Raw genomic sequence first — 24,643 nt, forward strand, 5'->3', positions numbered from 1 at the left:
TGACCTGACCGGCCCCGGCCCTCCGCGGCCGCGCACCTGCTCCGGGCCGCCCGCGTCGGCTCCGGCACGCCCCGGTGACGGGCTCCGGACGGTCAGGTCCGCTCGGCGCCGCCCGGGGCGGCGCCCGACAGCGCGGGCGGGGGCGTCCCGGCTGCGCCGAGGCGTCCGGCCTGGAGACCGGCCCCGCGCAGAACGCTGTCCAGCAGGCCGGGGAAGAGGGCGTCCAGGTCCTCCTTCCGCACGCAGCTCAGCTTGGCCGTGCCCCGGTAGAACTGGGTGATGACGCCGTTCTCGCGGAGCACCCTGAAGTGGTGCGTGGTGGTGGACTTGGACACCGGGAGATCGAAGTGGGAGCAGGCCTGTTCGTCGGCGGCGCCGGCCAGCTGGCACACGATGCGCAGCCTGACGGGGTCGGACAGCGCGTGGAGCACTCCCTCGACGCGGATCTCCTCGCGCGAGGGGTGGGCGAGCACACGAGCGGCGTTCGTCGTCACGGTGGCTCCACTTCGTACAGGGGCCTTCATTGTACGAGAGTCGTCGTAGTTTTATCCACGGGCGGCCGCCACGAGCCGGACCCGCGGGCTGCCGTCCGGCCTGCGGCCGAACTCCTCCAGGGGCAGCAGCCGCACCGTGAAGCCGGTCCGCACGAGGTCGTCCACCACACCGGCGAGCGGGAAGGTGCGGTAGTACATGACGAAGGGCGGGCGCCACAGGGCGTTGCGCGCCCGCATGGCCAGATCGAAGCCGAGCAGGGACCAGTGGGCCGCCGAGCCCACCGCCGGCGGCGCGCCCACCGGGAAGGCGAACAGACCACCGGGCCGCAGCGCCGCGTACACCTGGCCGAACAGTCCGGGGCGTTCCTCCGGCAGGAAGTGCCCGAACGCCCCGAAGCTGAGGGCCAGGTCGAAGGCGTCCGCGAACGGCAGGGCCCTGGCGTCCGCCCGGACCCAGTCCACCGCCGGGCCGCCGGGCCCCCCGGGGTGCGCGGTGCGGGCGACGTCGAGCATGCCGGCGCTGAAGTCGACGCCGGTGACCCGCTCCGTGCACAGTCCGCGCAGCACGCCGGTGCCCGCGCCGGTGCCGCAGCAGACGTCCAGGCCCCGGCCGAACGGCCCCAGGGGCCGCACGGCGTCGGCGACGGCCCCGAGCACCCGGTCCGGGGTCCGGTAGGGCGTCCGGTCGAACTTCGGCGCGAGCAGGTCGTAGCCGCGCATCGTCGAGGAGAGCGCCTGGACGGCCAGTTCGCGGAGCGTGGGTCCCTCAGGAGTGAACATCGCCGCTCAGCGTACCCACGGACGCTGCGTCAGACCGCGTAGCCGTACTGCTCGGGTGCCCTGACGTCACCGCCGAGCGTACGTGCGGCGTTGCGGGCGAAGTAGGGGTCGCGCAGCAGTTCGCGGCCGAGGAGGACGGCGTCGGCGCTGCCGTCGGCGAGGATCTTCTCCGCCTGCACGGGGTCGGTGATCAGCCCCACGGCGGCCACCGGAAGGCCGGTCTCCTTGCGCACCCGCTCGGCGAACGGCACCTGGTAGCCGGGCTCCACGGGGATCCGGGCCCTCGGCGCGAGTCCGCCGGTCGAGACGTCCAGCAGGTCGACACCGTGCGCGAGCAGCTCCCGTGCGAAGCGGACGGTGTCGTCGGCGGTCCAGCCTTCGCGCGGGTCGTCCGCGTTCTCGGTCAGCCAGTCGGTGGCGGAGATGCGGAAGAACAGCGGGAGTTCCTCGGGCCACACGGCGCGCACGGCGTCCACGACCTCCAGCGCGAAGCGCGCGCGGTTCTCGAAGGAGCCGCCGTAGGCGTCGGTGCGGTGGTTGCTGTGCGGGGACAGGAACTCGCCGATCAGATAGCCGTGCGCCCCGTGGATCTCGGCGACCCGGAAGCCCGCGTCGAGTGCCCGGCGGGCGGCCTCGGCGAACTGGCGCACGACCTCCTGGATGTCCTCGACACCGAGCTCGTCGGGCACCGTGTGGGGCTCGTCGTACGCGAGGGGGCTCGGCCCGACCGGCTGCCAGCCCTCGGGGGCGTCCACGCCGACGGGGCCACCGCCGAGCCAGGGGCGGCCGGTCGACGCCTTGCGTCCGGCGTGGGCGAGCTGGATGCCGGGAACGGTGCCCTGGCCGGAGAGGAAGGCGGTGATCGGGCGGAACGCCGCCACCTGGCGGTCGTTCCAGATGCCGAGGTCCGCGGCGCTGATCCGGCCCTCCGGGCTGACGGCGGTGGCCTCGACGAGCACGAGGCCCGTTCCGCCGACCGCGCGGGCGCCGTAGTGGGCGAAGTGCCAGTCGTTGGCCGTACCGGCGTCGGGGCCGGTCGCCTCCGCGCTGTACTGGCACATCGGCGCCATCCAGACGCGGTTGGGAACGGTCACCGAACGCAGGGCGTAGGGCTCGAACAGTGCACTCACAGGGGGCTCCGATTCCTCGGGACGCGACGGGCGGCGCGACGGCCCGGGCGCACCGGGCCGTCACTTCGTACGAGCTTCACCGTACTACGAGATTCACCGTACTACGGCGATCGTCGAAATATGAAGCCCGCCCCGGATCCGGCTCCCCCGCCCTCCGGTTCCTCAGCCGCCCGGCCGCAGCCGGCGCCGGAGCCGGATGTCCGTCCCGGCCCCGTACGTCTGGCTCCAGCTGCGTCCGCCTCCCGATGTCCAGGTCACCTGGACGTTCGCACCGTCGGTCCTGACGGCCTCCACCGTCATCGGCCGGTCCGCGTCCCTCACGTCGCCCCGCAGCAGCTCACACGCCTTGACGGTGACGGGCTCCCCCGTCCGGGCGTCCTCCGCCTCTCCGGCCGCCGCGACGAGGGCCGCGGCCAGTTCCCTGGCGGCGGCCGGGGTGCAGGACCAGGAGGCGTGCGACGCGGGACCCGTGATCCGGATCCCCACCTGGAGGGGTCCCTCCAGGGGCCCCGGGACCACGTCCAGCGCCGCTCCGTGCCCCTCGGTGTCCCGGATCTCGATGCTCATCCCCGCCGCCTCCTCGTCCCGCTCCGGCCGTTGGGCCGGAGGCTCTCCGGCGGTCCCGGCCTCGGGCCGCCGGTGTCCGCCACGAGGTTCCGGAGTACCACGGCCGGGCCCGCCACCCGCAATCCAGGGTCCCGGCACGTCGGCGCCGGGCCGGCCCGGCGCGCCTCGCCCGGTGACGGCACGCGGCCACGGCGCCGCCGGCGGGGCGCGCCGGAGGCCCCCGAAAGTTTCGGCCCCTGCCCGGCGCGCCTCCGGTGCGCACGCCGGGCCCCCGCGCGTCAGTTCCGGGTGACCGGCGGGTCCACCGTGGTGGCGCAGACCAGGTTCCGCCGGTGGTCGACGGTGCGCTCGGGGCCGGTGAGGCGGAGCCGTACGGTGTGCTTCACATCGGCCGCGTCGCTGGAGGTGGCGAGGCGCAGCTCCAGGTCGCCCGGTTCGACGATCCGGTGGCCGCCCGCCCCGGTGAAGGAGACCAGGTCCGGGTGGAAGCGGAAGCTGACCCTGCGGGACTCCCCCGCCGCGAGCGGCACGCGGGCGTAGCCGATCAGCCGGGCGTCGGGGCGCGTGGTCTGCGCGACCGGGTCGTGGACGTAGAGCTGCACCACCTCGGCCCCGTCCCGGTCGCCGGTGTTGCGGACCGTGACCGCGAGGTCGGTCTCCCCGTCGGTGGGCAGCTCGGCCGGCACGCCGGTGGCGGCCTCCCAGGCGAACGAGGTGTACGAGAGCCCGTGGCCGAAGGGGTAGAGCGGTGTCGGGTCCAGGTTGCTGACGCCGTTGGCCCGGCCGAGCGGAGGTTGCAGATACGTCCACGGCTGACCGCCGGGGCCCTTGGGCACGCCCAGGGGCAGGCGCCCGGAGGGGTTGACCCGCCCCGAGAGCACACCCGCGAGCGCCGGTCCGCCCTCCTCGCCGGGGAAGAACGCCTGCACACAGCCGGCCAGCCGCTCCGCCCGCCCGCCGAGCGCGTACGTACGTCCGGTCAGCAGCATCAGGACGACCGGGGTGCCGGTCGCGAGCAACGCGTCCAGGAGCTCCGCCTGGAGGCCGGGCAGCGCCAGGTCGGCCGCGTCGCAGCCCTCGCCCGAGGTGCCGCGGCCGAACAGCCCGGCCCGGTCGCCGAGGACGGCCACACAGATGTCCGCACCGGCGGCGAGGGCGGCCGCGCCCTCGATCCCCGCGGCGTCCGTGCCGTCGACGTCGCAGCCCTCGGCGTGGTCGACGACGGCCCCGGGGAACTCCTCGCGGAGCGCCTCCAGCACCGTCGGCACGGCGATGCCCATCGGCGCCTCGGGGTGCTGGACCCCGACGTGGCTCGGGAAGGAGTAGCAGCCGAGCATGGCCAGCGGGTCGTCGGCGCGGGGTCCCACGACCGCGATCCGTCCGGTGCCGCTCAGCGGGAGCGCGCCCTCCGGGTTGGCCAGCAGGACGCAGGAGCGTTCGGCGAGCAGGCGGGCCAGGGCCCTGTTCCGGGGCGGGTCCAGGTCCACGGTCCCGCGCGCCTGCTCCGGGTCCACCCCGGTCAGAGCGGTGGGCAGGGCGCGCCTCTCCGGATCGAGCAGGCCGAGCTCGCACTTCTGGAGGAGGACCCTGCGGACGGCGCGGTCCACCAGCGCCTCGGGCACGAGTCCGTCGCGGACGGCGGCGACCAGTTCGTCCCCGTAACTGCGTACGGTGGGCAGCTCGACGTCCACGCCGGCCGTCAGGGCGAGGCGGGCGGCGTCGGCGCGGTCAGCCGCGACCCTGTGCAGGGTCTCCAGGAAGCCGATGCCGAAGTAGTCGGCGACGACCGTGCCGGTGAAACCCCAGGTGTCCCTGAGGAGTTGGGTGAGCAGGGCCGGGTCGGCGGCGGCCGGCACCCCGTCGATCTCGGCGTACGAGTGCATCACCGAGCGGGGGCGGCCGTCACGGACCGCCATCTCGAAGGGCGGGAGGATCACGTCGGCCATCTCCCGGGCGCCGGCCCGGACCGGGGAGAGGTTGCGGGCGCCGGCCGATGCCGAGTATCCGGCGAAGTGCTTGAGCGTGGCGACGATCCCGGCGGACTCCAGGCCGCGGACGTACGCCGTGCCGATGGTCGCGACCAGGTAGGGGTCCTCGCCGATGGTCTCCTCGACCCGGCCCCAGCGCAGGTCCCGCACCACGTCCAGGACGGGGGCGAGTCCCTGGTGGACGCCGACGGACCGCATGTCGGCGCCGATCCGGTGCGCCATCTCGGCGACCAGCTCCGGGTCCCAGGCCGCGCCCCAGGCGAGCGGCACCGGGTAGGCGGTCGCCCCCCAGGCGGTGAAGCCGGCCAGGCACTCCTCGTGGGCGAGCGCCGGGATTCCGAAGCGGCCTGCCTCGGCGATCCTGGCCTGCGCCCTGGCCAGCGCCACCGCGCCGACCCCCGGGTCCACCGGGGCCGTGCCGAACGGCCTGGTGAGCTGGCCGAGTCCGCGGGTGGTGATGTCCTCGAAGTCGACGGGGTCGACCATGTCGTTCTGGTGCGGGGCGACTCCGTCGCCCTCGGCGTCGGCGCCCACCCAGATTCCGTACAGCTGGGCGGCCTTCTCCTGGAGGGTCATCCGGGCCGCCAGGTCGGCCACCCTGACCTCGGGGTCGAGCGAGGGGTCGCGCCACGGGCCGTCGGCGGCGGGGGGCTGATCGGTCTGAAGGGCCTGCGGGGCGGGGTGGATAGCCATGGCGGCAGGGGTTCCTCTCATGGGTGCGGTGGTGCGGGGCGGCGTCGGTGTGCTACTTGCCGCCCACCCCCATCAGGCCGTTGACCAGCGCCCGCCGGGCCACGAGGTACACGGCGAAGATGGGGATGACGGAGAGGACGATCGCGGCCAGTACCGCGGGGATGTTCACTCCGAACTGGCTCATGAAGTTGAACAGTCCGAGCGTCAGGACGCGCCGCTCCTCCGACTGCGTCAGGATCAGCGGGAACAGGAAGCCGTTCCACGCCTGCAGGGCCGAGAAGATCGCGACGGTGCTGATCCCGGCCTTGGACAGCGGGACCGCCAGCTGCCACAGCATGCGCACGGGTGAGGCTCCGTCGAGGGCCATCGCCTCGTACATCTCCTCGGAGACGTCGCGCATCGTGCCGCTGAGCACGAGGACCGCGACGGGCATCGCGAACGCGGCGGTGGGCAGGATGATCGCCCAGAGGGTGTCGTACAGCCCCAGCTTCCCGATCATCAGGTAGAGGGGGACGATCACCGCCTGCGCCGGGATCGCCACGCCGAGCAGGAAGGTCCGGAAGGCGAGTGACGAGAGGCGGCTGCGGGTGCGCACCGCCACGTACGCCACCGGGACGGAGAGCACCAGTACCAGGGCGACGGTGGCCACGGCCACGATCGCGGTGTTGCCGATCAGCGTGAGGAACCCGCTGTCCAGCACGGTGCGGTAGTTCTCCAGCGTCGGGTCCGTGGGGATCGCCAGCGGGTCGCCGTTCAGGGCCTCGTCCTGGCGCATCAGCGACGCCGACACCAGCGTGTAGAGCGGTACCAGGACGATCAGGAGCCAGATCAGCGAGCCCAGGCCGGCCACCGGGTTGCCCGGGGACCTGCGCCGGCGGACGGGGCGGGCGCGGCCCGAGGGGCTCGGCGCCGTGCGACGGCGCGGCGCGGCGGGGCGGGTGTCGATCGACATCGCGTCACATACCTTCCCGGGTCGACCGCATGGACCCGAAGCCGCTGAGGCGGACCATGACCAGCGAGATACTGGTGGCCACGACCACGAGTGCGGTGGCGATGGCCGCCGCGTAACCGAGGTCGTAGGTCTGGAAGCCGGTCCGGTACATCAGGTAGGGCAGGATCGTCGTGTCCGTGCCGGGACCGCCCTTGGTCATGATGAGCACGGTGTCGAAGTACGTCAGCGAGCCGACGATCATGAGGACCGACGAGGTCGTCATCGTGTGGCGCAGCTGCGGCAGGGTGATGTGGAAGAACTGCCGCACCATGCCCGCTCCGTCGATGGAGGCAGCCTGGTAGAGGACCTCCGGGATCTGCCGGGCGCCGCCCTGGTAGATGAGGGTGTGGAAGGGCATGAACTGCCAGCCGCCGACGAAGGCCACCACGAGCAGTGCGCCGGTGGACGACCCCATGACGTTGGGGTCGATGCCGAGCCAGGGGCCGATCGTCCGGATGACGCCGAAGTTCGGGTCCAGCAGGGCGTGGAACAGCATGGCGATGGCGGTGGTGGAGAGCAGCAGCGGGATGAAGAAGACCGCGGACAGGAACGCGCGGCTGCGCTGGCGGCCCGCCGCCCAGACACCGAGCAGCAGGGCCACCGGGGTCTGGAAGGCCCAGCTGATCGTGGTGAGCAGGAGGCTCAGCCAGGCGGCCTGGCCGAATTCGGAGTCCTTGAACAGCCGGGTCCAGTTGTCCAGGCCGGTCAGGGTCGGGGAGTCGAGCCCGTCCCACGTGCAGAAGGAGAGGTAGACGGCGATGGCCAGGGGGACGATCGCGAAGACGGCGAAGAAGAGGATGCCGGGCACGGCCCAGGCGACCGGCGGGCGGCCGACGTTGCCGGCGGCCGCCTTCCCGTCTCCGCGCCCCTTGGCGACCGGAGTGTGGTGGGACATGGTTACTTGGCGGCCTTCATCGCTGCGACGAACTGCTCGGGGGTGGTCTTGCCGGCGAACAGCTTGCTGATCTCCGTGAGCAGGGGTGTGGCGTACTGGGCCTCGAGTGCCTGGTCCCACGAGAGGGTGAAGCTCGGGGCCTTCTGCACCAGCTCGTACTGGTCGGTGGCGAACTGCGGGTTGGGCGAACCGCTCAGCATCGAGGCCGCGTTGGACGTGGTGGGAACGTCCCCGTTGTCGACGAGGGCCTGAGCGTAGGTCTTCGACGCCATGGTCTTCAGGAACGCCACGGCGGTGTCCTTGTGCTTGGTGCGGGCGTTGACCGACCAGTAGTTGGTCGGGTTGCCCACCACGTTCGCCGGGTCGCCGACGCCACCGGCCACGGTCGGGAAGGCGGTCCAGCCGAGGTCCTTCTTCGCGAACTCGGGGGCCTTGCCCAGCTGGGTCGAGTACTCCCACGAGCCCATGAGGTGCATGGCGGCCTTGCCCTTGTTGAGCAGGGTCGGGGCTCCGCCGTTGCCGTAGTCGACGGAGTTGAAGTTCTTGCCGAACGCGCCGTCGTCGATCAGCTCCTTGACGGTCTGCGCCGTCCTGAGCACCGCCGGGTCGCCCCAGCCCTCGGTGTCGCCGTCCTGGATCCGCTGGAAGACCTCGGGACCGCCGATCCGGTCCAGCAGGTACTCCAGCCACATCAGTTCGGGCCACTTGTCGGAGCCCCCGAGCGCGAACGGGGTGATGCCGGCGTCCTTGAAGGTCTTGATCGCCGTCTGGAGCTCCTCCCAGGTCTTGGGCGGCTGGAGCTTGTGCTCGGCGAAGAGGGACTTGTTGTAGAAGAGCATCACGGGCTGCATGCCGCGCATGGGCACCCCGTAGACCTTCCCCCCGAGGCCGCCGGCCGTCATGATCGACGGGAGGAAGCCGTCCTTGAGCGTGGCGTCGTTCTCGACCGTCGAGGTGAGGTCGACCAGGTCGTCGGAGTCGACGTACGGCTTGATGGAGCCGCCGCCCCAGTTGAAGAAGACGTCCGGGGCGCTGGGCGACCCCATGGCGCTGCGGAGCTTGTTCACGTAGTCGGAGCCGGGGACCGAGACCAGTTTCACCTTGACGTCGGAGGTCTTGTTGAAGGTGTCGACCGCGGCCTGCTGAACCTTGACGGCGTCGTCGCCGTAGACGTAGGCGGTGATGGTTCCGCTGCCGCTCCCGCCGCCGCCCGAGCCGCAGCCGGCCAGCACTCCGGCCATCACCATCGCCGCACCCGCGGCGGCCCATCTCGTCGTACGTGTGCCCTGAGTGAATATCCCCGACCGCATGACCGCACCTCTGTCGAATGTTTCGGCGTGCCTTTCGAATGTTGCCGGAACCGTACGGTCGCGTTTCGGGCCAGTCAAGAGGGCGGGAGCAAGGATGTACGAACCTTGCCCGGACGCCTGTCAGGGGCGGCGGGGAAGCTACGATTCATGCATGAGCCCCGCAAAGGTCCAGCCCCCACACGAGAAGGCGTCGTCCGGCGAGTCGTCGGAGAGCACCGCCACGCTGGCGGAGATCGCCCGAGCGGCCGGAGTCTCGGCTCCGACAGTTTCGAAAGTGCTGAACGGCCGGGCCGACGTCGCCCCTGGAACACGCACGAGGGTGGAGGAGCTGTTGCTGCGGCACGGCTACCGCCGCAGGCGCGGCGCCTCCCAGCAGTCCCAGCTCATCGACCTGGTCTTCCACGAGCTGGACAGCGCGTGGGCGATGGAGGTCGTCCGGGGTGTGGAGAACGTCGCCAGGGAGGAGGGCCTGAGCCTGGTCCTCTCGGAGAGCGCCGGCCGGCTCACCCCCGGGCAGACCTGGGTGGACGGTGTCCTGGCCCGGCGGCCGGCCGGAGTGATCCTGGTGCTCTCGGATCTCGACGCGGCGCAGCGCGCCCAGCTGACCAGCCGTTCCATCCCCTTCGTCGTCGTCGATCCGGCGGGTGACCCCGGGGACGACATCCCGTCGGTGGGCGCGGCCAACTGGCAGGGCGGCCTTGCCGCCACCCGCCATCTGACGGGGCTGGGCCACCGGCGGATCGGCATCATCGGCGGACCGGCCCGCATGATGTGCAGCCGCGCCCGGCTGGACGGCTACCGCGCCGCGCTGGAGACCTCGGGCCTCCCGATGGACCCCGAGCTCGTACGGGAGGGCGAGTTCAACCACGAGGACGGCTACACGGCGGCCCTGGAACTGCTGCGGCTGCCGGAACCTCCCACGGCCGTCTTCGCGGGCAACGACCTTCAGGCGCTGGGCGTCTACGAGGCCGCCCGCGAGCTGGGGCTGCGGATCCCGGAGGACCTCAGCGTGGTCGGCTTCGACGACCTGCCGCTCACCCGCTGGATCGGCCCGCCGCTCACCACGGTGCGCCAGCCGCTCATCGAGATGGCCGAGACCGCCGCACGCCTGGTCCTCGACCTGGGCCGGGGCAGGCAGCCCGCGACGACCCGCGTCGACCTGGCGACGAGCCTGGTGGTCCGCAGCAGTACGGCGCCGCCCGCGCGCTGACCGGGCGGAGGGCGGCCCGGGACCCGCCCTTCCGGCGGAGAGCCCGGAGGGCCGCCCCCGGAACGCCGCTCCTCCCCCGCTGCGGGCAAACCGCCCTTCCGTCGGGGCCGGAACGCCGGCGGACGGCCCGGCCCGAGGCGCGTCGGGCCTACCGGGCCGACCGCGCGTGCCCTGTCCGTGCGGCCCCTGGCCCGGCGCACCGCCCGGACGGCTCACGGCGCCACGACGCGCGTTCCGCGGGGACGCCGGTATCCGGCCAGGAAAGGGTGCGGCCCCACCGGCGGGGGGATGCCGATGGGGCCGGGTGCTCACGGGGACGCGGGGGGGTGCGTCGACCGGGAGCTCGGGTCAACAGGTCTCGTGCCCCGGAATCGGGAACGTATGCGCGGGGCCGGCCCCGGGCAACCGGGCGCGCCGCCCCGCAGCGCTCACGGCAGGCGCCAGTCCACCGGCTGTTCGCCCGCGCGCACCAGGAACTCGTTCGTGCGGCTGAAGGGGCGGGAGCCGAAGAAACCGCGGTCCGCCGACATCGGGGAGGGATGGGCCGACTCGACCGCGGGCAGGTCGCCGAGGAGCGGCCGCACGTTGCGGGCGTCCCTTCCCCAGAGCACGGACACCATGGGCCTGCCCCGTGCGACCAGGGCGCGGATCGCCTGCTCGGTCACTTCTTCCCAGCCCTTGCCGCGGTGGGCGGCGGGTTTGCCGGGCGCCGTGGTCAGGGCCTTGTTGAGCAGCAGGACGCCCTGCCGCGTCCAGGGCGTCAGGTCCCCGTTGGAGGGCCGGGGTAGACCGAGGTCGGAGTGCAGCTCCCGGAAGATGTTCTCCAGGCTGCCCGGCAGGCGCCGCACGTCGGGCGCCACCGCGAAGCTGAGGCCGATGGCCATGCCGGGCGTCGGGTAGGGGTCCTGACCCACGATCAGGACGCGTACGTCCTCGAAGGGCTGCTGGAAGGCGCGCAGGACGTTCTTGCCGGCCGGCAGATACGTGCGGCCGGCCGCGACCTCCGCGCGGAGGAAGTCCCCCATCGCGGCGACGCGGCCCGCCACGGGGCCCAACGCCTCGGCCCAGCCGGGGTCCACGAGTTCACTCAACGGTCGCGCTGCCACACCGTCACTCTACCGGCCTACCGGACCCCGATCGATCATGCGGTCCCCCACGGGAGGGGGTTGGGCGATAGGGTGCCGCTCGTCGTCAGTCCCCCACCCTCCCGGAGCCCCCCATGAGGTCGCACAGGCATCGGTGCGCGGGCAGCGGTGCCCGTCGCGCCCGGTGACCGGGCAGGCCGCCGTGACCGCCGGCGCGTTCGTCCTCGGCGTCGACTCCGGCGGCTCGGGGCTGCGCGTGGCACTCGGGCCGGCGGACGCGCGGCGCCCGCCGTTCACCGCCGTCTGCGCCGAACCCGTGCGCACCGGGGCGGACGGCATCGACGCCGGGCATCTGCTGGAGCAGGTACTCCCCGCCGCCCGCCGGCTGCTGGAGCGGGCGGGCCCCGGGGCGGCCGTCACCGCGGCGGCGGTCGGGGCAGCGGGCATGGCGACGCTCGGCGACCAGCTGCGCGCCCGGCTTCCGGACGCTCTCGCCGAGGCGCTCGGTGTACGGCGGCTGGCTCTGGCCGCCGACGCGGTGACCGCGTACGCCGGGGCACTGGGCCAGCGGCCGGGGGCGGTCGTCGCGGGCGGCACCGGCATGATCGCGCTCGGCACCGACCTCCTGGCATGGCGCAGGGCCGACGGCTGGGGGCACCTGCTGGGCGACAGCGGCGGCGGTGCGTGGATCGGCCGGGCGGGTCTCGACGCGGCGATGCGGGCCCACGACGGCCGGCGCGGTGGTTCACCGGCGCTGCTGGCGCGGCTCGAGGCGGTCCTCGGACCGGCCGAAGGCCTTCCGGGCCTGCTCTATCCGCGTACGGACCGGCCCGCGCTGCTGGCCTCCTTCGCCCCCGAGGTGGGGGCCTGCGCACCCGTCGACGCGGTAGCCGCGGGGATCCTGCGGGAGGCGGCGGCACATATCGCCGAAGCGGCGGCCGCGGTGTGTCCCGGCCCGGACCGCTCCCGCCCGGAGGGCTGCGAAGTCGCCCTGACCGGTGGGCTGTTCCGCATCGGCGAGCCCCTCATGGGGCCGTTGCGCCGCGAGCTGGCGGGGCAGCTGCCGCAGGCCCGTGCGGTCCCGGCGGCAGGTGATCCACTGCACGGGGCGCTGGAGATCGCCCGCGCCCTCGCCGGCCCGGGGCTGCGGCTGCCGACCCACCCGGCCCTCATGTCCGTACCGGGAGTAACGTAGACGATTCGAGCGCTCCTCTGTCCGTACGGAGCAGGTCAGTCGCCTCCTACGCCGCTCAACAGACATATACGGACAGATAACGCCTGACCACCCCCTCCCCGAACAGAGGGGGACCCAAAACCAGTAGCATGCGGCGCCATGAGCACCCCCACTGGGCCCGCTTCCGGCCTGCCTGTACGAATGCCGCGACCTCGCCAGTCCGGACGGCACCGCCGCCCGGAGCCCGTGGTCGCACCCGAGGGCGCTGCCGCGCTCGTCCTCGCCGTTCCCGGTACCCCTTCCCCGGCCTCGCGCGGCCTGGCCGAGGAAGTGATCAGCATCGCCCGCTCCGAGCTGCCCGGTCTGAACGCCCGGATCGGCTACCTCGACGGCGATGACGCCGAATATCCCGCACTCGCCTCCGCGCTCACCCACGCCGCCGTCGAGCGCACCGCGCGCTACGAGCAGGCCACCGCCGCGGGCCGTGAGGTCGCCGAGCCCTCCGGCCCGTCGGCCGTCGTGGTCCCGCTGCTCGCGGGGCCGGACAGCGCCCTGATCCGGCGCATACGGCAGGCGGTCATGGACAGCGGCACGCAGGCCGAGCTGACCGACGTGCTGGGTCCGCACCCGCTGCTCGCCGAAGCGCTGCACGTACGCCTTTCCGAGGCCGGCCTGGCGCGCGCCGACCGCGCGAGGCTGTTCACCGTGGCGACCGCCGCCGACGGCATCGTGCTGGCCACGGTGGGCGGCGAGGAGGCCGTGCAGGCCGCCGGGATCACCGGAATGCTGCTGGCCGCCCGGCTCGCCGTGCCGGTGATGGCCGCGGCCCTGGACGTGGAGGGTTCGGTCGCCTCGATCGCGGCCCAGCTGCAGAACTCGGGTTCCGCGCAGCTCGCGCTCGCGCCGTACCTGGTGGGCCCGGAGATCGACGCCGGGCTGCTGGACGCCGCGGCGAAGGAGGCGGGCTGCGCGACGGCCGAGCCGCTCGGCGCGTACCCGGCCATCGGCAAGCTCGTGCTCTCGCTGTACGCGACGGCTCTGGGGATCACCCCGGCGACGCCTCAGGGAGCCCCGGCCGGTCTCCGGTGGCGTCAGGCGAAGACCACGCAGGAGGCGGCCGGGACCTCGACGGAGCCCGCGTGCGCCGGGATCCCTGTCTCGGCGTCGACGGCGAACCAGCTGACGTTGCCGGAGCGCTCGTTGGAGGCGTACAGCCACTGCCCCGTGGGATCCAGGGTGAGGTCGCGCGGCCAGCGTCCGCCGCAGCCCACGGCGGCGGCCAGGACGGGCTTCTCGCCCGGACCGTCCAGCGTGAGGACGGAGATGCTGTCGTGCCCGCGGTTGGCGGTCCACAGGAACCGGCCGTCGTGCGAGACCACCAGTTCGGAGGGGTACGTACGCGTGTCCCCGCCCTCGTCGTGGTCGTACGGCAGCACCTGCGCCTCCCCCAGCGGTTCGAGGAGGCCTCCGGCCGCGTCCCAGGCGCACACCGTGACGGTCGGCTCCAGCTCGTTCAGGACGTAGGCGTATCCCCCGGACGGGTGAAAGGCGAGGTGGCGCGGACCGGTCCCGGGCCGCAGCGCCGTCTCGGCGTGCGGACGCAGGGCGCCCGTGACGGGGTCGAGGACACAGACCCGTACGGAATCCGTACCGAGGTCCACGCTCAGCACCCAGCGCCCGGAGGGGTCGGCGAGCACCTGGTGCGCGTGCGGGCCCGACTGGCGGTCCTCGTCGGGGCCGTGGCCCTCGTGCCGCAGCAGGCCGGTCAGCGGGCCGGGTGAGCCGTCGTCCAGCACGGGCAGCGCGGTGACGCTGCCGGAACCGTAGTTGGCCGTGAGCAGATGGCGCCCGGCGAGTGCCAGATGGGTGGGGCTGCTGCCGTCGACCGGCCGTACCTCGCCGATCAGCCGCGGTGTGCCGTCGTCGTCGGTCCCGAAGGCGGCGGCGGCTCCCTCGGAGGTCTCACTGACCGCGTACAGCACGGTGGCGCCGGTCGCGGGCGCCTGGCCCACCGCGAGGAAGGACGGGTCGGGCACGATGTCCGTGGCCGCGAGGAGGGACAGCGCCCCGGTGTCCCGGTCGACCGAGGCGACGCTGACGCCGTGACCGCCCGCCGAGGTGAACGACCCTATGAATGCCCGCTTTGCGTGGTCGGCGCCCATCGCGCTACCCCTCTTCACGTCGGTCACGATCTTCCCGGCCGACGGTAGCAGGCAGCCCTTTCAGGTCCGTACCGGAACGGACCGGCGAGGTCAGGCCACGAGGGGGGCGCGCGGGGAGCTGTGCAGGGGCGCGGCGAGTTCGGCGAGCGCCCTTTCCAGGCTGTGGAGATGGGCCAGGGCCGGTTCGGCGATGTGGACGGGCGGCGGAGCCGTGGCGGCCGACGCCGCGCGGTGTCGGCGGACACGCGTCGTCAGCGCTTCCACGGAGGCCTCCACGCGCCAGCAGGCGGCGGCCAGCCGGGCGTCGTGCGACGCCTCCGGGTCCGCCGCGACGGAGGCCAGGCCCCGCACCTCCCGTACGCAGAGGTCGAGCAGCGCGAGCACCTGCCCGGCCCGTGCCTTGCGGGCGCGGAAGGGGCTCAGGGGGTGTACGAGCGGGCCGAGGGAGACCCGCACCCGGCCGAGGAGCGCCTCCAGTTCGGCGACGCGGGGAGCGGGGTCGGCGGTGGCCGAGCCGGCCAGCCGTGCGGCGGCCTCGGCGGTGCAGGCGTGCACGCAGCGCAGCGCGCGCTGGATCCAGGCGTCCGTCGTGGCGTGGGTGGTGACCGGCAGGACGAGGAGGACCGCCACCATCGCGCCGAGCGCGCCGACGCCGGTCTCCGCGAGGCGCAGCGCGAGCAGCGCGGGGTCGAGGACGCCGAGCAGCCCGTAGAGCGTGCCCGCCACCACGGTCACCGAGAACATCATCCAGGTGTACGAGACGGCCGCCGTGTAGAAGATCCCGAAGACTCCGAGCGCGACCAGGACCGCGGAGGGCAGGGCCGCACCGTGCAGCGGCGCGATGACGAGCAGTCCGACGGGGATGCCCGCCAGGGTGCCCAGCACCCGGCGGAATCCCCGGACCAGGGTCTCGCCGCGTGACGTCGTGTTCACGAAGACCCACCAGGTGGCGCCCACGGCCCAGTACCAGCGCTCCCCGGAGAGGAACTGGCCCGCGAGCAGCGCGAGGGCTCCGCCCGCGGTCGCCTGGACCGCCTGGCGGGTGGTCGCACGGGCCAGCCCCCGCGCGGCGGCGGGCGCGGGGACGGGGGTGAGGGGGAGGCGCCTCTCGTAGCACCAGAGGCCGAAGCGCACGCAGGACGCGACGAGCAGCGAGAGCAGGACGGCGGAGTACAGCTCGGGCAGCTGCTCCGGCAGGGTGTGGAGGAACTGGGTGACGAAGAACGCCATGAAGGCGAACACCCCGAGCGCGTGGCCGCGCGGACCCCACCGCCGGGCGTAGACCCCCGCGCCCATGACCGCGAGGAAGGCCAGGTCGCGCGCGACGGGCAGGTCGTGCAGCACGGCGGCGAGGGCGAGTACGGGAAGTCCGGCCAGGGGCAGCAGCGCCGTCGTGACGGCCTGCCCCCGTACGGTCGGATCGGTCACCGTGAAGAGGGCGAGCAGCGCCGCGAGCCCGCCGGTGACGGCACCGACGAGGGAGTGCCCGGCCAGGCCGCACACGAGGACGGCCAGCCCGATGCCGAGGACGGCCCGGGTCGCGTGGCGCAGCCGCAGCCGCCCCGGATCCTGAGCCACGAACGCCCTCTTCAGCACAGCTTCCCGCCCGTCCCCATGAAAAAGGGCGCCACGGAATCCGCAGCGCCATCGACGGGTCCATCACACCACGCTCACGACTGCTGGCTCAACAGACGGCGATGACACTGGGCCATTGGCACAGCTGATGACCGTTCTCGTGTACCACGGTCCGGCCAATGGCCGGAGGGGTGCCTGAGGGCGGGAACGAGGCATCCGACGACCCGCCGCACCCGGGCCGCGCTCCGCCCCGACGCGACGTCAGCGGCCGTACGTGGAGCGGCAGAGATCGACGAGTTCGGCGGAGGCGATCCCTTGGCCCGTGGCGCAGACGGCGCGCATGTCGTACGTGCGCTTCGGCGGAAGGCGGTGGGGAACGCCCGGCCGGCGGGGCGCTCGGGGGTGTACGGGAACCGAGCGCGGCGGCAGGTCCGGAGCCTGTGCGCGGGACGGCGCCGCCGCGTCCGCCCTCTTCCTCCGCCTCTCCTCCCGCGCGCGTTCCGACCCCTCCTCGGTCCTCGCCAGGCTGTCGTGGACCGCCGCGGGCGCGGTGGCGGCAGGGGACGCGTGCGGGGTGGGGGAGTTACCGGAACGCGCGGAGACGGCGGGTGCGGGCCTGGACGCGTCGGCCTGGACGGAGACACAGCCGACCGTGCTCAGCAGGGCGACGAACGCGAGGGACATGGACCGCAGGTTCATACCCTGGTCAACGACGGCCGACGCGACCGGACACGTCGCAACCCTCAGGCCCCGGGGCGGGTTCCGTCACTCAGCCGGACAGCCCGGGACGGGTTCGTCGCTCAGCCGGACAGCCCGGGACGGGTTCCGTCGCTCAGTCGGACAGTCCCGACCGGGCGATCCCGAGCGCCCGGTGGAGGGTGCGGGACAGCGGGGCGGGCCGCGGGTCCGGGCTCCACGCCCACTGCTCGACGGCGATGCGGAGCGCGCCGTTGAGGACGGTCGCCTGCACCCGTGGCTCCAGGTCGTCCGGTCCGTGGCCCGTCCGCAGGGCGATGACCTCGGCGAAGGCCGCCTCCGCGTCGTGGTGGACCTGGAGCCACACGGCACGCAGCCCGGGCTCGGTCCGGGTGAGGACGACCAGATCGCGCAGCGCCTGTGTGTCGGCGTCCGCCGGTGTGTCCGCACCGGCGGACGAGGGCCCGGCGACGACCTCCCACAGGGGCCGGTCGTGCGGCCACGAACGCATCAGCGCGGTGACGAAGTCGAGCGCGTAGGTCAGCAGGGGACGGACGCACAGTTCCTTCGAGGGGGTGTAGCGCCACAGGGTGCGCTGCGAGATCCCCGCGGCGGCGGCGATGTCGTCGGCGGTCGTCGCGGCGACGCCCCGGTCGGCGAAGAGGCGTACGGCCTCGCGGGCGATCTCCAGCCTGGTCGCGGCCTTCCGGCGTTCCGTCAGCGGTGGACGGCCGAGGCGCGCTCCCTCGCCGGGCGGGGTGACGGCGGCGGTCGCGGCGGGGTCCCGCTTTTCTCCGACGTGCGCGGTCTCCACGGTTTTCGGCCACCTTTCCTTCCCGGTGGGCCCATCGTAGCCAGTTTCCCCGGGGCGGTCCTCCTTTCGTGGCGGCATCGGACACTTTGGCAGCGACCGCCATTAAAGGTAGCGTTGCAGGTCCCCCATCGAACGCGAGGAGCATCACGTGAGCGTCACCGCCAGCGGCCCGGGCCGCAGTGTCATCGTCACCGGCGCCGGATCGGGCATCGGCCGGGCCACCGCCCTGCTGTTCGCGAAGGAGGGGGCCCGCGTGGTGATCGCCGACGTCGACGACGCGGCGGCCCGTGCCGTCGCCGAGGAGGCGGAGCGGGCCGGCGGAACCGCGGTGACCGTGATCGGCGACCTGAGGGACCAGACCGTGGTCGACCGGGTCGCACGGACGGCGGTGGAGGAGTTCGGCGGGATCGACGTCCTGGTGAACAACGCCGGGATCATGGACAGCATGTCCGCGGCGGCCGACACCTCCGACGACGAGTGGGAGCGGGTCGTCGGCATCAACCTGACCGCTCCGTTCCGCCTCACCCGCGCGGTGCTGCCGCACATGCTCGCCGCCGGAAAGGGCGCGGTCGTCTTCACCGCGTCGGAGGCGTCGCTGAGGGGCAGCGCGGCGGGTGCCGCGTACACCGCGTCCAAGCACGGCATCGCGGGCCTGACCAAGTCGCTGGCCGTCATGTACCGCGACAAGGGCATCCGCTCCAACGCCATCGCCCCCGGCGGCACCATCACCAACATCCGCGTCGAGGCGGACCGGGGCGCCCACGGCCCGGCCGCCCTCGCCCCCTACATGGGCAACGTCGGCTCGCCCGCACAGGCGGAGGAGCAGGCGGCGGCGATCGTGTTCCTCGCCTCCGAAGCGGCGAGCAACATCAACGGGGCGATCCTCCCCGTCGACAACGGCTGGTCCGCGGTCTGACGCACCCCGCGCCCGCGCGGTTTCCGACGCACCCGGCCGCCGCGCGGGCGAACGTGCCCGCGCGGGCGGCCGGGTGCGATCCGGCGGACGGCCGACGCCGTACCGGCGCCCCTGACCGGGGCGAGCCGCTGCCTTGGCCTCGACGCCCGCGCGGCCGTGCGCGATGGCGCTCCGGCTTCCCCCTCACTCACCCTGGGGGGCGGGGCGCGCCCGACGAAGCCCCCACCCCGAACTGGCGGCCCGTCGGCGCGTCGAGCCCCTGCCGGCCACGGGGCGAGAGGTGGGCGTCCCCGCTCCGTCCCACGGCGGCCGAGCCTCCACACGCTCCGGTCGGCGTGCGCCCCGGGTGCCACGACAACGAGGGCAGGCCGCGGGCGCCGGCGAACCGTCCGGTGAGGAGCGGGGCACTTCCCCCGGACTGCCCGGAACGCGGCGCGAGGGCAGCGGCGTGAACGATGCCCCGGCCGTGGGCGGTGTGACCGCGCCCGATCAGAAGGGCGGGGTCAAGCAGGAAATCCGGTGGTTCCGGTTCAGACCTCCTTCTACCATCCGTCCATGACCGAGGACATGGGCGACGCCGACGGAACCGACGACGAGGCGGCTGACCGACACGTCGCCTGGCGGGCCGGGTCCGTCGGCCTCGCCGCGGTCGACGTGGAGGACGCCGGGCTCCTGCTCAGCTGGCGGTCCGACCCCGTCGCCGCGTACGAGACCGGTGTCTGGCCGCGCTCCCTCACCGCGATGCGCGAGCGCGTCGAGCGTGACGCGGAGGACGACGCCCGTGACGACTTCCTCGTCCTGCTCCCCGACCGCACCCCCGTCGGCCACATCGCGCTGAGCGCCCAGGACATCGTCGACGGCACGGCACGGGTCGAGCTCACGCTGGCGCCCGAGCACCGTGGGCGCGGCCTCGGCTCCGACGCCCTCGACGCTCTCGTGGACCTGGCGTTCGGCGAACTACCGCTGTACCGCCTCACGGCGGAGACCCACACGGGGAACGCCCCGGCCCGCGCGGTCCTCACCAGGTCCGGGTTCGTGCACGAAGGGGTCAGCCGCTCGGCCTGCCTCCACCGCGGCCGGCGCCTGGACCTCGCGGTGTTCTCGCTCCTGCGCCCCGAGTGGGAAGGGATGAGCCGGCCACGGGCCTGGGACGCCTGACCGGGCGGAGAGCGTGAGGCGGTACCACGGCCGAGTCGGCCGGGGCGGCCCCCTGGTGAACGGCCCGGCGCGGGGACCGGCCGTCGGGGGATCCCTCCGCGCCCCTGAGTAGAGTCGGGGCGACCGATCACCGAGCCGGGAGGAGCACAGCCGGACATGGCGGTGGACGCCCTCGACACCCGCATCCTCCGGCTGCTCATCGAGCAGCCGCGTACCAGCGTGCGCGAGTACGCACGCGTCCTCGGCGTCGCCCGCGGCACCCTTCAGGCCCGGCTCGACCGTCTGGAGCGGGACGGGGTGATCACGGGCACGGGCCCCGCGCTCTCCCCCGCGGCCCTCGGTCACCCGGTGCTGGCCTTCGTCCACCTGGAGGTCACCCAGGGGCATCTGGACGAGGTGGGTGACGCGCTCGCGGCGGTCCCGGAGATCATCGAGGCGTTCTCGACCACCGGGGGCGGCGATCTCCTGACCCGTGTCGTGGCCCGCGACAACGGGCATCTGGAGGACGTGATCCAGCGCTTGATCCAGCTCCCCGGTGTGGTCAGGACCCGCACCGACGTGGCTCTGCGCGAGCGCGTGGCGCACCGGGTCCTGCCGCTGGTCGAGGCGGTGGGACGAGCAGCGGACCCCCGCTGAGCGCGGTCGGGCATGCTGGAGGCCATGAAGACCCCGCGCCTCCCGGCCCCGCCCGTCCTCTTCGACCTCGACGGCACGCTCGTCGACAGCGAGCCGAACTACTACGAGGCGGGGCGCAGGCTCCTGGCCCGTTACGGCGTACGGGACTTCAGCTGGGAGGACCACACCCGCTTCATCGGGATCGGCACGCGCGAGACCCTCACGGTGCTGCGCGAGGAGTACGGGATCGAGGCACCGGTCGACGAGCTGCTGGCGGGCAAGAACGCCCTGTACCTGGAGCTCGCCGGAGCGGCCACCCCCGTCTTCCCCGAGATGCGCGCCCTGGTCGAGCGGCTGCACGGGGACGGGGTGCCGATGGCGGTGGCGTCGGGGTCGTCCAGGGCCGCGATCGCGGCCGCGCTCGCCGTCACGGGGCTGGACGCCCGCCTGCCTCTGTTCGTGTCCGCGGAGGAGGTGGCGCGCGGCAAGCCGGAACCCGATGTGTTCCTGGAGGCGGCCCGCCGGCTCGGTGTGGCGCCGGAATCGTGTGTGGTCCTGGAGGACGCCGTCCCGGGTGTCCAGGCGGCCCACGCCGCGGGGATGCGCTGTGTGGCGATCCCCGGAACCGAAGCGGCGGCGGACGGGACGGCGTTCGGGAAGGCCGATCTGCTGTTCCCGGGCGGGCAGGCCGAATTCACCGCGGCGGCCGTCCTCGACTGGCTCTCCGCCGGGTGAGAACAGGCCGGTCGGGCAGCCCGATTGGCCTGATCCGGCGTCCTGGACGACGGCCGGGCGAACAGAGGTCCGGGGGACGGATATCCTGATCAGGCCGCGCACCCTGACGCTACCCACCGAGGCGAAATGAGCCCCAAGGGGTCGCCGCCGCGGCAGTAGGAGCGGGCCACAATTCGAGATTGGTGTGCACAGGTGCTGGTTGCTGGACGGTACCGGCTGATATCCCCCATCGGCCGTGGCGGTATGGGCGAGGTGTGGCGCGCCACGGACGAAGTGCTGGGGCGGGCCGTGGCCGTCAAGCTGCTGCTGGGCGACCAGGCCGACGCCTCGTCGACCGCGCGCTTCCGCCTGGAGGCCCAGACGGCCGCACGTCTGAGCCACCCCCATCTGGTGGCCGTGTTCGACTTCGGCTCCTGGGAGGACCGCTTCTACCTGGTCATGGAGCTGGTGGAGGGCCGGAGCCTCGGGGATCTGCTGGAGGCCCAGGAGTCGGTCCATCCCGAGCAGGTCGCCCTCATCGCGGGCCAGGCGGCCGCCGGTCTGGCCGCCGCGCACCGGCAGGGCATCGTCCACCGTGACATCAAGCCCGGCAACCTGATGCTGGACGCCGACGGCTCGGTGAAGATCGGGGACTTCGGCATCGCCCAGTTCGTCGACGACCCCTCGACGGCGCTGACCACGGCCGGCCACATCGTCGGGACGAGCCTGTACCTGGCTCCCGAGCGGGCTCTGGGGCGTACGGCCGACTCCGCGTCGGACATGTACTCCCTCGGCTGTGTCATCTACCAACTGCTCGCCGGGCAGCCGCCGTTCCGCTCGGACACCGCGACCGCGACGCTCTACCAGCACGTGGACACGCCTCCCGTGCCGGTCAGGCAGCGCGGGGTGGACATCTCCCCCGCCTTCGACTCGTACCTGATGGGCCTACTGGCGAAGAAGCCCGAGGACCGGCCCACCGCGCAGCAGGTCTCCGACTGGTTCCGTACGGATGCCTGGCGCGGGCGGCCCGAGCCGATGCCGCAGCACGCGCCCGCCGCCGCGCGGCCCGCGGGGCCGGCCCCCGCGGCGCCCGCCCCGGGTGCCCCGGCCGGCGGCGGCCCGTCGACGTACCGGCTGCCGCAGGCCACCGGCCGCAGACGGGCGGCTCCGGCGCCCCGGACGTCCAGATCCGCGCCCCGTTCGGCCAGCACGCGCCGGATGAGCACGGGTGAGGCGATCCGGCGCCGCCCCCGTGTGGCGAGCGCCGTGGCGGGGACGGTCGCCTTCCTGGCGGCGGTCTATCTGGGCACGATCCTCTTCGCACCGGACACCGGGGCGGCCGACACCCCGGATCCCGGGACCAGCCCGACGGCCGGCGTCGAATCGCCCGCGCCGGGGCAGCCGGGGGCCGATCCCGCCCAGGGCGACGACGAGGACGACTGAGCCCCCGGCTCACCAGCGCGGGTGGACCTCCGCGCGGATCCGGCGGTCGTACAGGTCGCGCACCGCGTCCAGGGTGCCGCGCGGGAGCGGCGGGAGTCCGGCCGCCGCCGCGTTGGCACGGGCCTGCTCCACCGAACGCGCACCGGGGATGACGCTGGTGACACCGGGCTGCTGGATGACCCAGCGCAGGGCGGCCCCGGCCGGCGTGGTGCCTTCGGGAACGATCCCGGCGAACTCGGCGGCGGCCGCCACACCGGTCGCGTAGTCGATGCCGGAGAACGTCTCGCCCTGGTCGAAGGCCTCGCCGTGGCGGTTGTACGTACGGTGGTCATCGGGGGCGAAGACCGTGTCGGCGGTGTACTTGCCGGACAGCAGCCCCGAGGCGAGCGGAACCCGCGCGATGATGCCCACGCCTGCCTCGACGGCGGCCGGGAGGACCTCTTCGAGGGGCTTCAGGCGGAACGGGTTGAGGATGATCTGGACGGCGGCGACCCCGGGCCTGGCGATGGCCGTGAGCGCCTCGGCGCAGGTCTCGACGCTCACCGCGTAGGCGGCGGTCCGCTGTTCGGCGACGAGCGTGTCGAGGGCGTCGTACACGGCGTCCGAGGAGTAGACGGCCGTGGGCGGGCAGTGCAGCTGCACCAGGTCCAGGGTGTCGACGCCCAGGTTGGCGCGCGAACGGTCGTTCCAGGTGCGGAAGTTGTCCAGGACGTAGTTCTCCGGCAGCTGTTCGGCCCGCCGGCCCATCTTGGTCGCGACGTAGACGTCCGCGTCGGGCCGTTCCTTCAGGTAGCGGCCGATGAGCTGTTCGCTGCGGCCGTCGCCGTAGACGTCGGCGGTGTCGAAGAAGGTGACGCCCGAGTCCACGGCGGCGTCGAGGACGCCGAAGGCGTCCGCCTCCCGCACCTCGCCCCAGTCCCCGCCGAGCTGCCAGGTGCCCTGTCCTACGACCGATACGTCACGGCCGGTCCTGCCGAGTGTGCGCTGCTCCATACGGATCATGCTACGTGGGTGCGCGGGACCGGCGGCGGACACCGCCGGTCCCGCTCCGGTGCTCAGTCGCTGGTGGTCACGCGGACGTAGTCGACGACGAGCTGCTGCGGGAAGGTGGTGCTGCCGTCCGGGTCGCCGGGCCAGTACCCGCCGACGGCCAGGTTGAGGATCAGGAAGAACGGCTTGTCGAACACCCAGGCGTTGCCGTTGAGGTCGGCGGGGGTGCGCCGCTGGTAGACGGTGCCGTCGACGGACCAGGTGATGGAGTCGGGGGCCCAGTCCACGGCGAAGGTGTGGAAGTCGTCGGCGAAGGCGGCCCCGCCGGGCAGGGTGTACCCGGCGCCGATGCCGCCCGATCCGGAGTAGCCGGGGCCGTGCAGGGTGCCGTGGACGGTACCCGGCTCGAAGCCGACGTTCTCCATGATGTCGATCTCACCGCTGTTGGGCCAGCCGACGCTTCCGATGTCCGCTCCGAGCATCCAGAAGGCGGGCCAGATGCCCTGCCCGCGCGGGATCTTCATCCTGCTCTCGACGTGTCCGTACGTCGCGGTGAACTTGCCGGAGGTGTTGAGGCGGGACGAGGTGTACTCGCAGGTCCCGTACCAGCACTGGTAGTTGCCGGGGTTCTCCTTGCGCGCGGTGATGACGAGGTTGCCCTGGCCGTCGAGTGCGGCGTTGCTGTTGCCCGCGGTGTAGTACTGCCGTTCGTGGTTGTTGACGTTGTCGCCGGTCTCGGTCAGCCACTTGCTCCCGTCGACGGCGGACCCCGCGGGCCCGTCGAACTCGTCGGCGAAGGCCACGGCCTGCGTGGAGGAGGCGGTCGTGGAGGACGCGGCCGGGTGGGGTCCGGGCGCGGCCGAGGCGCCGGCGGGAAGCGCGGTCATGGCCAGGGAGCAGCAGAGCAGGGACAGCGCGGAGTACAGGGCCGCTCGGCGCCTCCGCGAAGGACGGCGCACGGCGTGGTGGGGGGAAGGCACGGTCATCACATCGTTTCGGGGTGGGGGGGATGACAGCTCTTTTTTTCTGGGGGGACCGTCGGAACCGCGACGGAATCGCACATACAGTCATGCGCATGACAGATGTGCGCCGAGAGATGAACGCTTGGCGCGGCCGCCCCAGGCGCATCTTTCAACACTTGATTTAAAGCAGTGGTCCGAGGCCCGTCAAGGATCTGGTCCAGACCGGGTGGGTACGGACGCGAGTCGGCACGGCAGGGTCCGGACAAGCCAGGACAAGTGGC

Annotated in this window: 22 protein-coding genes and 1 pseudogene; 8 read left to right on the plus strand and 15 right to left on the minus strand. The window is 73.4% G+C overall.

Going from position 1 to position 24,643, the window contains the following annotated elements; genetic code table 11:
- Positions 1–92 precede the first annotated feature (92 nt).
- The 8 genes from ACFVS9_RS23260 to ACFVS9_RS23295 all read right to left on the minus strand — a co-directional run bounded on the left by ACFVS9_RS23260 (position 93) and on the right by ACFVS9_RS23295 (position 8,785).
- Positions 93–524 (minus strand): ArsR/SmtB family transcription factor, encoded by a 432-nt coding sequence (locus ACFVS9_RS23260; protein ID WP_389935040.1) that lies wholly within the window; start codon positions 522–524, stop codon positions 93–95.
- A gap of 21 nt (positions 525–545) precedes the next feature.
- Complete coding sequence (locus ACFVS9_RS23265; protein WP_389935043.1) at positions 546–1,274, minus strand: class I SAM-dependent methyltransferase; 729 nt, start codon at positions 1,272–1,274, stop codon at positions 546–548.
- Positions 1,275–1,303: 29 nt separating this feature from the next.
- On the minus strand, positions 1,304–2,404 hold the full coding sequence (locus tag ACFVS9_RS23270; RefSeq protein ID WP_389935046.1) for an NADH:flavin oxidoreductase/NADH oxidase: 1,101 nt from the start codon (positions 2,402–2,404) through the stop codon (positions 1,304–1,306).
- Between the two features lie 162 nt (positions 2,405–2,566).
- A complete protein-coding gene (locus tag ACFVS9_RS23275; RefSeq protein ID WP_389935049.1) occupies positions 2,567–2,971 on the minus strand; it encodes a hypothetical protein in 405 nt (134 codons plus the stop codon).
- A 278-nt stretch (positions 2,972–3,249) separates the two neighbouring features.
- Positions 3,250–5,652 carry a glycoside hydrolase family 3 N-terminal domain-containing protein gene (locus ACFVS9_RS23280; RefSeq protein WP_383118546.1) on the minus strand — a complete coding sequence of 801 codons (2,403 nt, stop codon included), beginning with the start codon at positions 5,650–5,652 and terminating at the stop codon, positions 3,250–3,252.
- Positions 5,653–5,704: 52 nt separating this feature from the next.
- Positions 5,705–6,604: a carbohydrate ABC transporter permease gene (locus ACFVS9_RS23285; RefSeq protein WP_383118545.1), complete on the minus strand. Its 900-nt coding sequence runs from the start codon at positions 6,602–6,604 to the stop codon at positions 5,705–5,707.
- 4 nt (positions 6,605–6,608) lie between these two features.
- On the minus strand, positions 6,609–7,538 hold the full coding sequence (locus ACFVS9_RS23290; protein WP_383118544.1) for a carbohydrate ABC transporter permease: 930 nt from the start codon (positions 7,536–7,538) through the stop codon (positions 6,609–6,611).
- 2 nt (positions 7,539–7,540) lie between these two features.
- Positions 7,541–8,785 carry an extracellular solute-binding protein gene (locus ACFVS9_RS23295; RefSeq protein WP_383118554.1) on the minus strand — a complete coding sequence of 415 codons (1,245 nt, stop codon included), beginning with the start codon at positions 8,783–8,785 and terminating at the stop codon, positions 7,541–7,543.
- Between the two features lie 337 nt (positions 8,786–9,122).
- On the opposite strand from ACFVS9_RS23295, the gene ACFVS9_RS23300 reads away from it, so the two are divergent.
- A complete protein-coding gene (locus ACFVS9_RS23300; protein WP_383118553.1) occupies positions 9,123–10,058 on the plus strand; it encodes a substrate-binding domain-containing protein in 936 nt (311 codons plus the stop codon).
- A gap of 428 nt (positions 10,059–10,486) precedes the next feature.
- On the opposite strand, the gene ACFVS9_RS23305 is transcribed toward ACFVS9_RS23300, so the two are convergent.
- Positions 10,487–11,164: a uracil-DNA glycosylase gene (locus ACFVS9_RS23305; protein WP_383118543.1), complete on the minus strand. Its 678-nt coding sequence runs from the start codon at positions 11,162–11,164 to the stop codon at positions 10,487–10,489.
- Positions 11,165–11,345: 181 nt separating this feature from the next.
- Here ACFVS9_RS23305 and ACFVS9_RS23310 point away from each other — a divergent pair, with 181 nt between their 5' ends.
- A complete protein-coding gene (locus ACFVS9_RS23310) occupies positions 11,346–12,338 on the plus strand; it encodes an N-acetylglucosamine kinase (RefSeq protein ID WP_383118542.1) in 993 nt (330 codons plus the stop codon).
- A 138-nt stretch (positions 12,339–12,476) separates the two neighbouring features.
- Positions 12,477–13,394, plus strand: a pseudogene (locus ACFVS9_RS23315) (sirohydrochlorin chelatase); the annotation flags it as partial.
- Positions 13,395–13,408: 14 nt separating this feature from the next.
- On the opposite strand, the gene ACFVS9_RS23320 reads toward ACFVS9_RS23315, so the two are convergent.
- From ACFVS9_RS23320 to ACFVS9_RS23335, 4 genes are all read right to left on the minus strand, one after another.
- Positions 13,409–14,479, minus strand: a complete 1,071-nt coding sequence (locus ACFVS9_RS23320) for a lactonase family protein (protein WP_389935101.1) — start codon at positions 14,477–14,479, stop codon at positions 13,409–13,411.
- 90 nt (positions 14,480–14,569) lie between these two features.
- Entirely contained in the window at positions 14,570–16,075 is a 1,506-nt protein-coding gene (locus tag ACFVS9_RS23325) for an FUSC family protein (RefSeq protein ID WP_389935054.1), read from the minus strand.
- Positions 16,076–16,315: 240 nt separating this feature from the next.
- The gene (locus ACFVS9_RS23330; protein ID WP_389935057.1) at positions 16,316–16,738 is read right to left on the minus strand and encodes a hypothetical protein; all 423 of its coding nucleotides are present in this window, start codon (positions 16,736–16,738) and stop codon (positions 16,316–16,318) included.
- Positions 16,739–16,886: 148 nt separating this feature from the next.
- The gene (locus ACFVS9_RS23335; protein ID WP_389935060.1) at positions 16,887–17,564 is read right to left on the minus strand and encodes a TetR family transcriptional regulator; all 678 of its coding nucleotides are present in this window, start codon (positions 17,562–17,564) and stop codon (positions 16,887–16,889) included.
- Positions 17,565–17,712: 148 nt separating this feature from the next.
- Here ACFVS9_RS23335 and ACFVS9_RS23340 point away from each other — a divergent pair, with 148 nt between their 5' ends.
- The 5 genes from ACFVS9_RS23340 to ACFVS9_RS23360 all read left to right on the plus strand — a co-directional run bounded on the left by ACFVS9_RS23340 (position 17,713) and on the right by ACFVS9_RS23360 (position 22,410).
- Positions 17,713–18,480, plus strand: a complete 768-nt coding sequence (locus ACFVS9_RS23340) for an SDR family NAD(P)-dependent oxidoreductase (protein WP_383118963.1) — start codon at positions 17,713–17,715, stop codon at positions 18,478–18,480.
- Positions 18,481–19,035: 555 nt separating this feature from the next.
- A complete protein-coding gene (locus ACFVS9_RS23345; RefSeq protein ID WP_383117152.1) occupies positions 19,036–19,638 on the plus strand; it encodes a GNAT family N-acetyltransferase in 603 nt (200 codons plus the stop codon).
- 156 nt (positions 19,639–19,794) lie between these two features.
- Positions 19,795–20,274, plus strand: coding sequence for an Lrp/AsnC family transcriptional regulator (locus ACFVS9_RS23350; RefSeq protein ID WP_383117151.1), 480 nt, complete (start codon positions 19,795–19,797; stop codon positions 20,272–20,274).
- A gap of 24 nt (positions 20,275–20,298) precedes the next feature.
- On the plus strand, positions 20,299–20,988 hold the full coding sequence (locus tag ACFVS9_RS23355; protein ID WP_383117150.1) for an HAD family hydrolase: 690 nt from the start codon (positions 20,299–20,301) through the stop codon (positions 20,986–20,988).
- A 243-nt stretch (positions 20,989–21,231) separates the two neighbouring features.
- Positions 21,232–22,410, plus strand: coding sequence for a serine/threonine-protein kinase (locus ACFVS9_RS23360; protein ID WP_383117154.1), 1,179 nt, complete (start codon positions 21,232–21,234; stop codon positions 22,408–22,410).
- A 9-nt stretch (positions 22,411–22,419) separates the two neighbouring features.
- Here ACFVS9_RS23360 and ACFVS9_RS23365 read toward each other — a convergent pair whose 3' ends face one another.
- Together ACFVS9_RS23365 and ACFVS9_RS23370 are read right to left on the minus strand one after the other, a co-directional pair.
- On the minus strand, positions 22,420–23,412 hold the full coding sequence (locus tag ACFVS9_RS23365) for an aldo/keto reductase (protein ID WP_383117149.1): 993 nt from the start codon (positions 23,410–23,412) through the stop codon (positions 22,420–22,422).
- 53 nt (positions 23,413–23,465) lie between these two features.
- Positions 23,466–24,386: a family 16 glycosylhydrolase gene (locus ACFVS9_RS23370; RefSeq protein ID WP_383117148.1), complete on the minus strand. Its 921-nt coding sequence runs from the start codon at positions 24,384–24,386 to the stop codon at positions 23,466–23,468.
- Positions 24,387–24,643 lie beyond the last annotated feature (257 nt).

The organism is Streptomyces sp. NPDC058008, from assembly GCF_042886395.1.
Taxonomy (GTDB): Bacteria; Actinomycetota; Actinomycetes; order Streptomycetales; family Streptomycetaceae; genus Streptomyces.

What these genes read in the sequence shown, in the direction of transcription:
- ACFVS9_RS23260 (WP_389935040.1), bottom strand. Translation starts at nt 524, where the DNA reads ATGAAGGCCCCTGTACGAAGTGGAGCCACCGTGACGACGAACGCCGCT.
- ACFVS9_RS23265 (WP_389935043.1), bottom strand. Translation starts at nt 1,274, where the DNA reads ATGTTCACTCCTGAGGGACCCACGCTCCGCGAACTGGCCGTCCAGGCG.
- ACFVS9_RS23275 (WP_389935049.1), bottom strand. Translation starts at nt 2,971, where the DNA reads ATGAGCATCGAGATCCGGGACACCGAGGGGCACGGAGCGGCGCTGGAC.
- ACFVS9_RS23280 (WP_383118546.1), bottom strand. Translation starts at nt 5,652, where the DNA reads ATGGCTATCCACCCCGCCCCGCAGGCCCTTCAGACCGATCAGCCCCCC.
- ACFVS9_RS23285 (WP_383118545.1), bottom strand. Translation starts at nt 6,604, where the DNA reads ATGTCGATCGACACCCGCCCCGCCGCGCCGCGCCGTCGCACGGCGCCG.
- ACFVS9_RS23290 (WP_383118544.1), bottom strand. Translation starts at nt 7,538, where the DNA reads ATGTCCCACCACACTCCGGTCGCCAAGGGGCGCGGAGACGGGAAGGCG.
- ACFVS9_RS23295 (WP_383118554.1), bottom strand. Translation starts at nt 8,785, where the DNA reads ATGGTGATGGCCGGAGTGCTGGCCGGCTGCGGCTCGGGCGGCGGCGGG.
- ACFVS9_RS23320 (WP_389935101.1), bottom strand. Translation starts at nt 14,479, where the DNA reads ATGGGCGCCGACCACGCAAAGCGGGCATTCATAGGGTCGTTCACCTCG.
- ACFVS9_RS23330 (WP_389935057.1), bottom strand. Translation starts at nt 16,738, where the DNA reads ATGTCCCTCGCGTTCGTCGCCCTGCTGAGCACGGTCGGCTGTGTCTCC.
- ACFVS9_RS23345 (WP_383117152.1), top strand. Translation starts at nt 19,036, where the DNA reads ATGACCGAGGACATGGGCGACGCCGACGGAACCGACGACGAGGCGGCT.
- ACFVS9_RS23350 (WP_383117151.1), top strand. Translation starts at nt 19,795, where the DNA reads ATGGCGGTGGACGCCCTCGACACCCGCATCCTCCGGCTGCTCATCGAG.
- ACFVS9_RS23355 (WP_383117150.1), top strand. Translation starts at nt 20,299, where the DNA reads ATGAAGACCCCGCGCCTCCCGGCCCCGCCCGTCCTCTTCGACCTCGAC.
- ACFVS9_RS23360 (WP_383117154.1), top strand. Translation starts at nt 21,232, where the DNA reads ATGGGCGAGGTGTGGCGCGCCACGGACGAAGTGCTGGGGCGGGCCGTG.
- ACFVS9_RS23365 (WP_383117149.1), bottom strand. Translation starts at nt 23,412, where the DNA reads ATGATCCGTATGGAGCAGCGCACACTCGGCAGGACCGGCCGTGACGTA.
- ACFVS9_RS23370 (WP_383117148.1), bottom strand. Translation starts at nt 24,386, where the DNA reads ATGACCGTGCCTTCCCCCCACCACGCCGTGCGCCGTCCTTCGCGGAGG.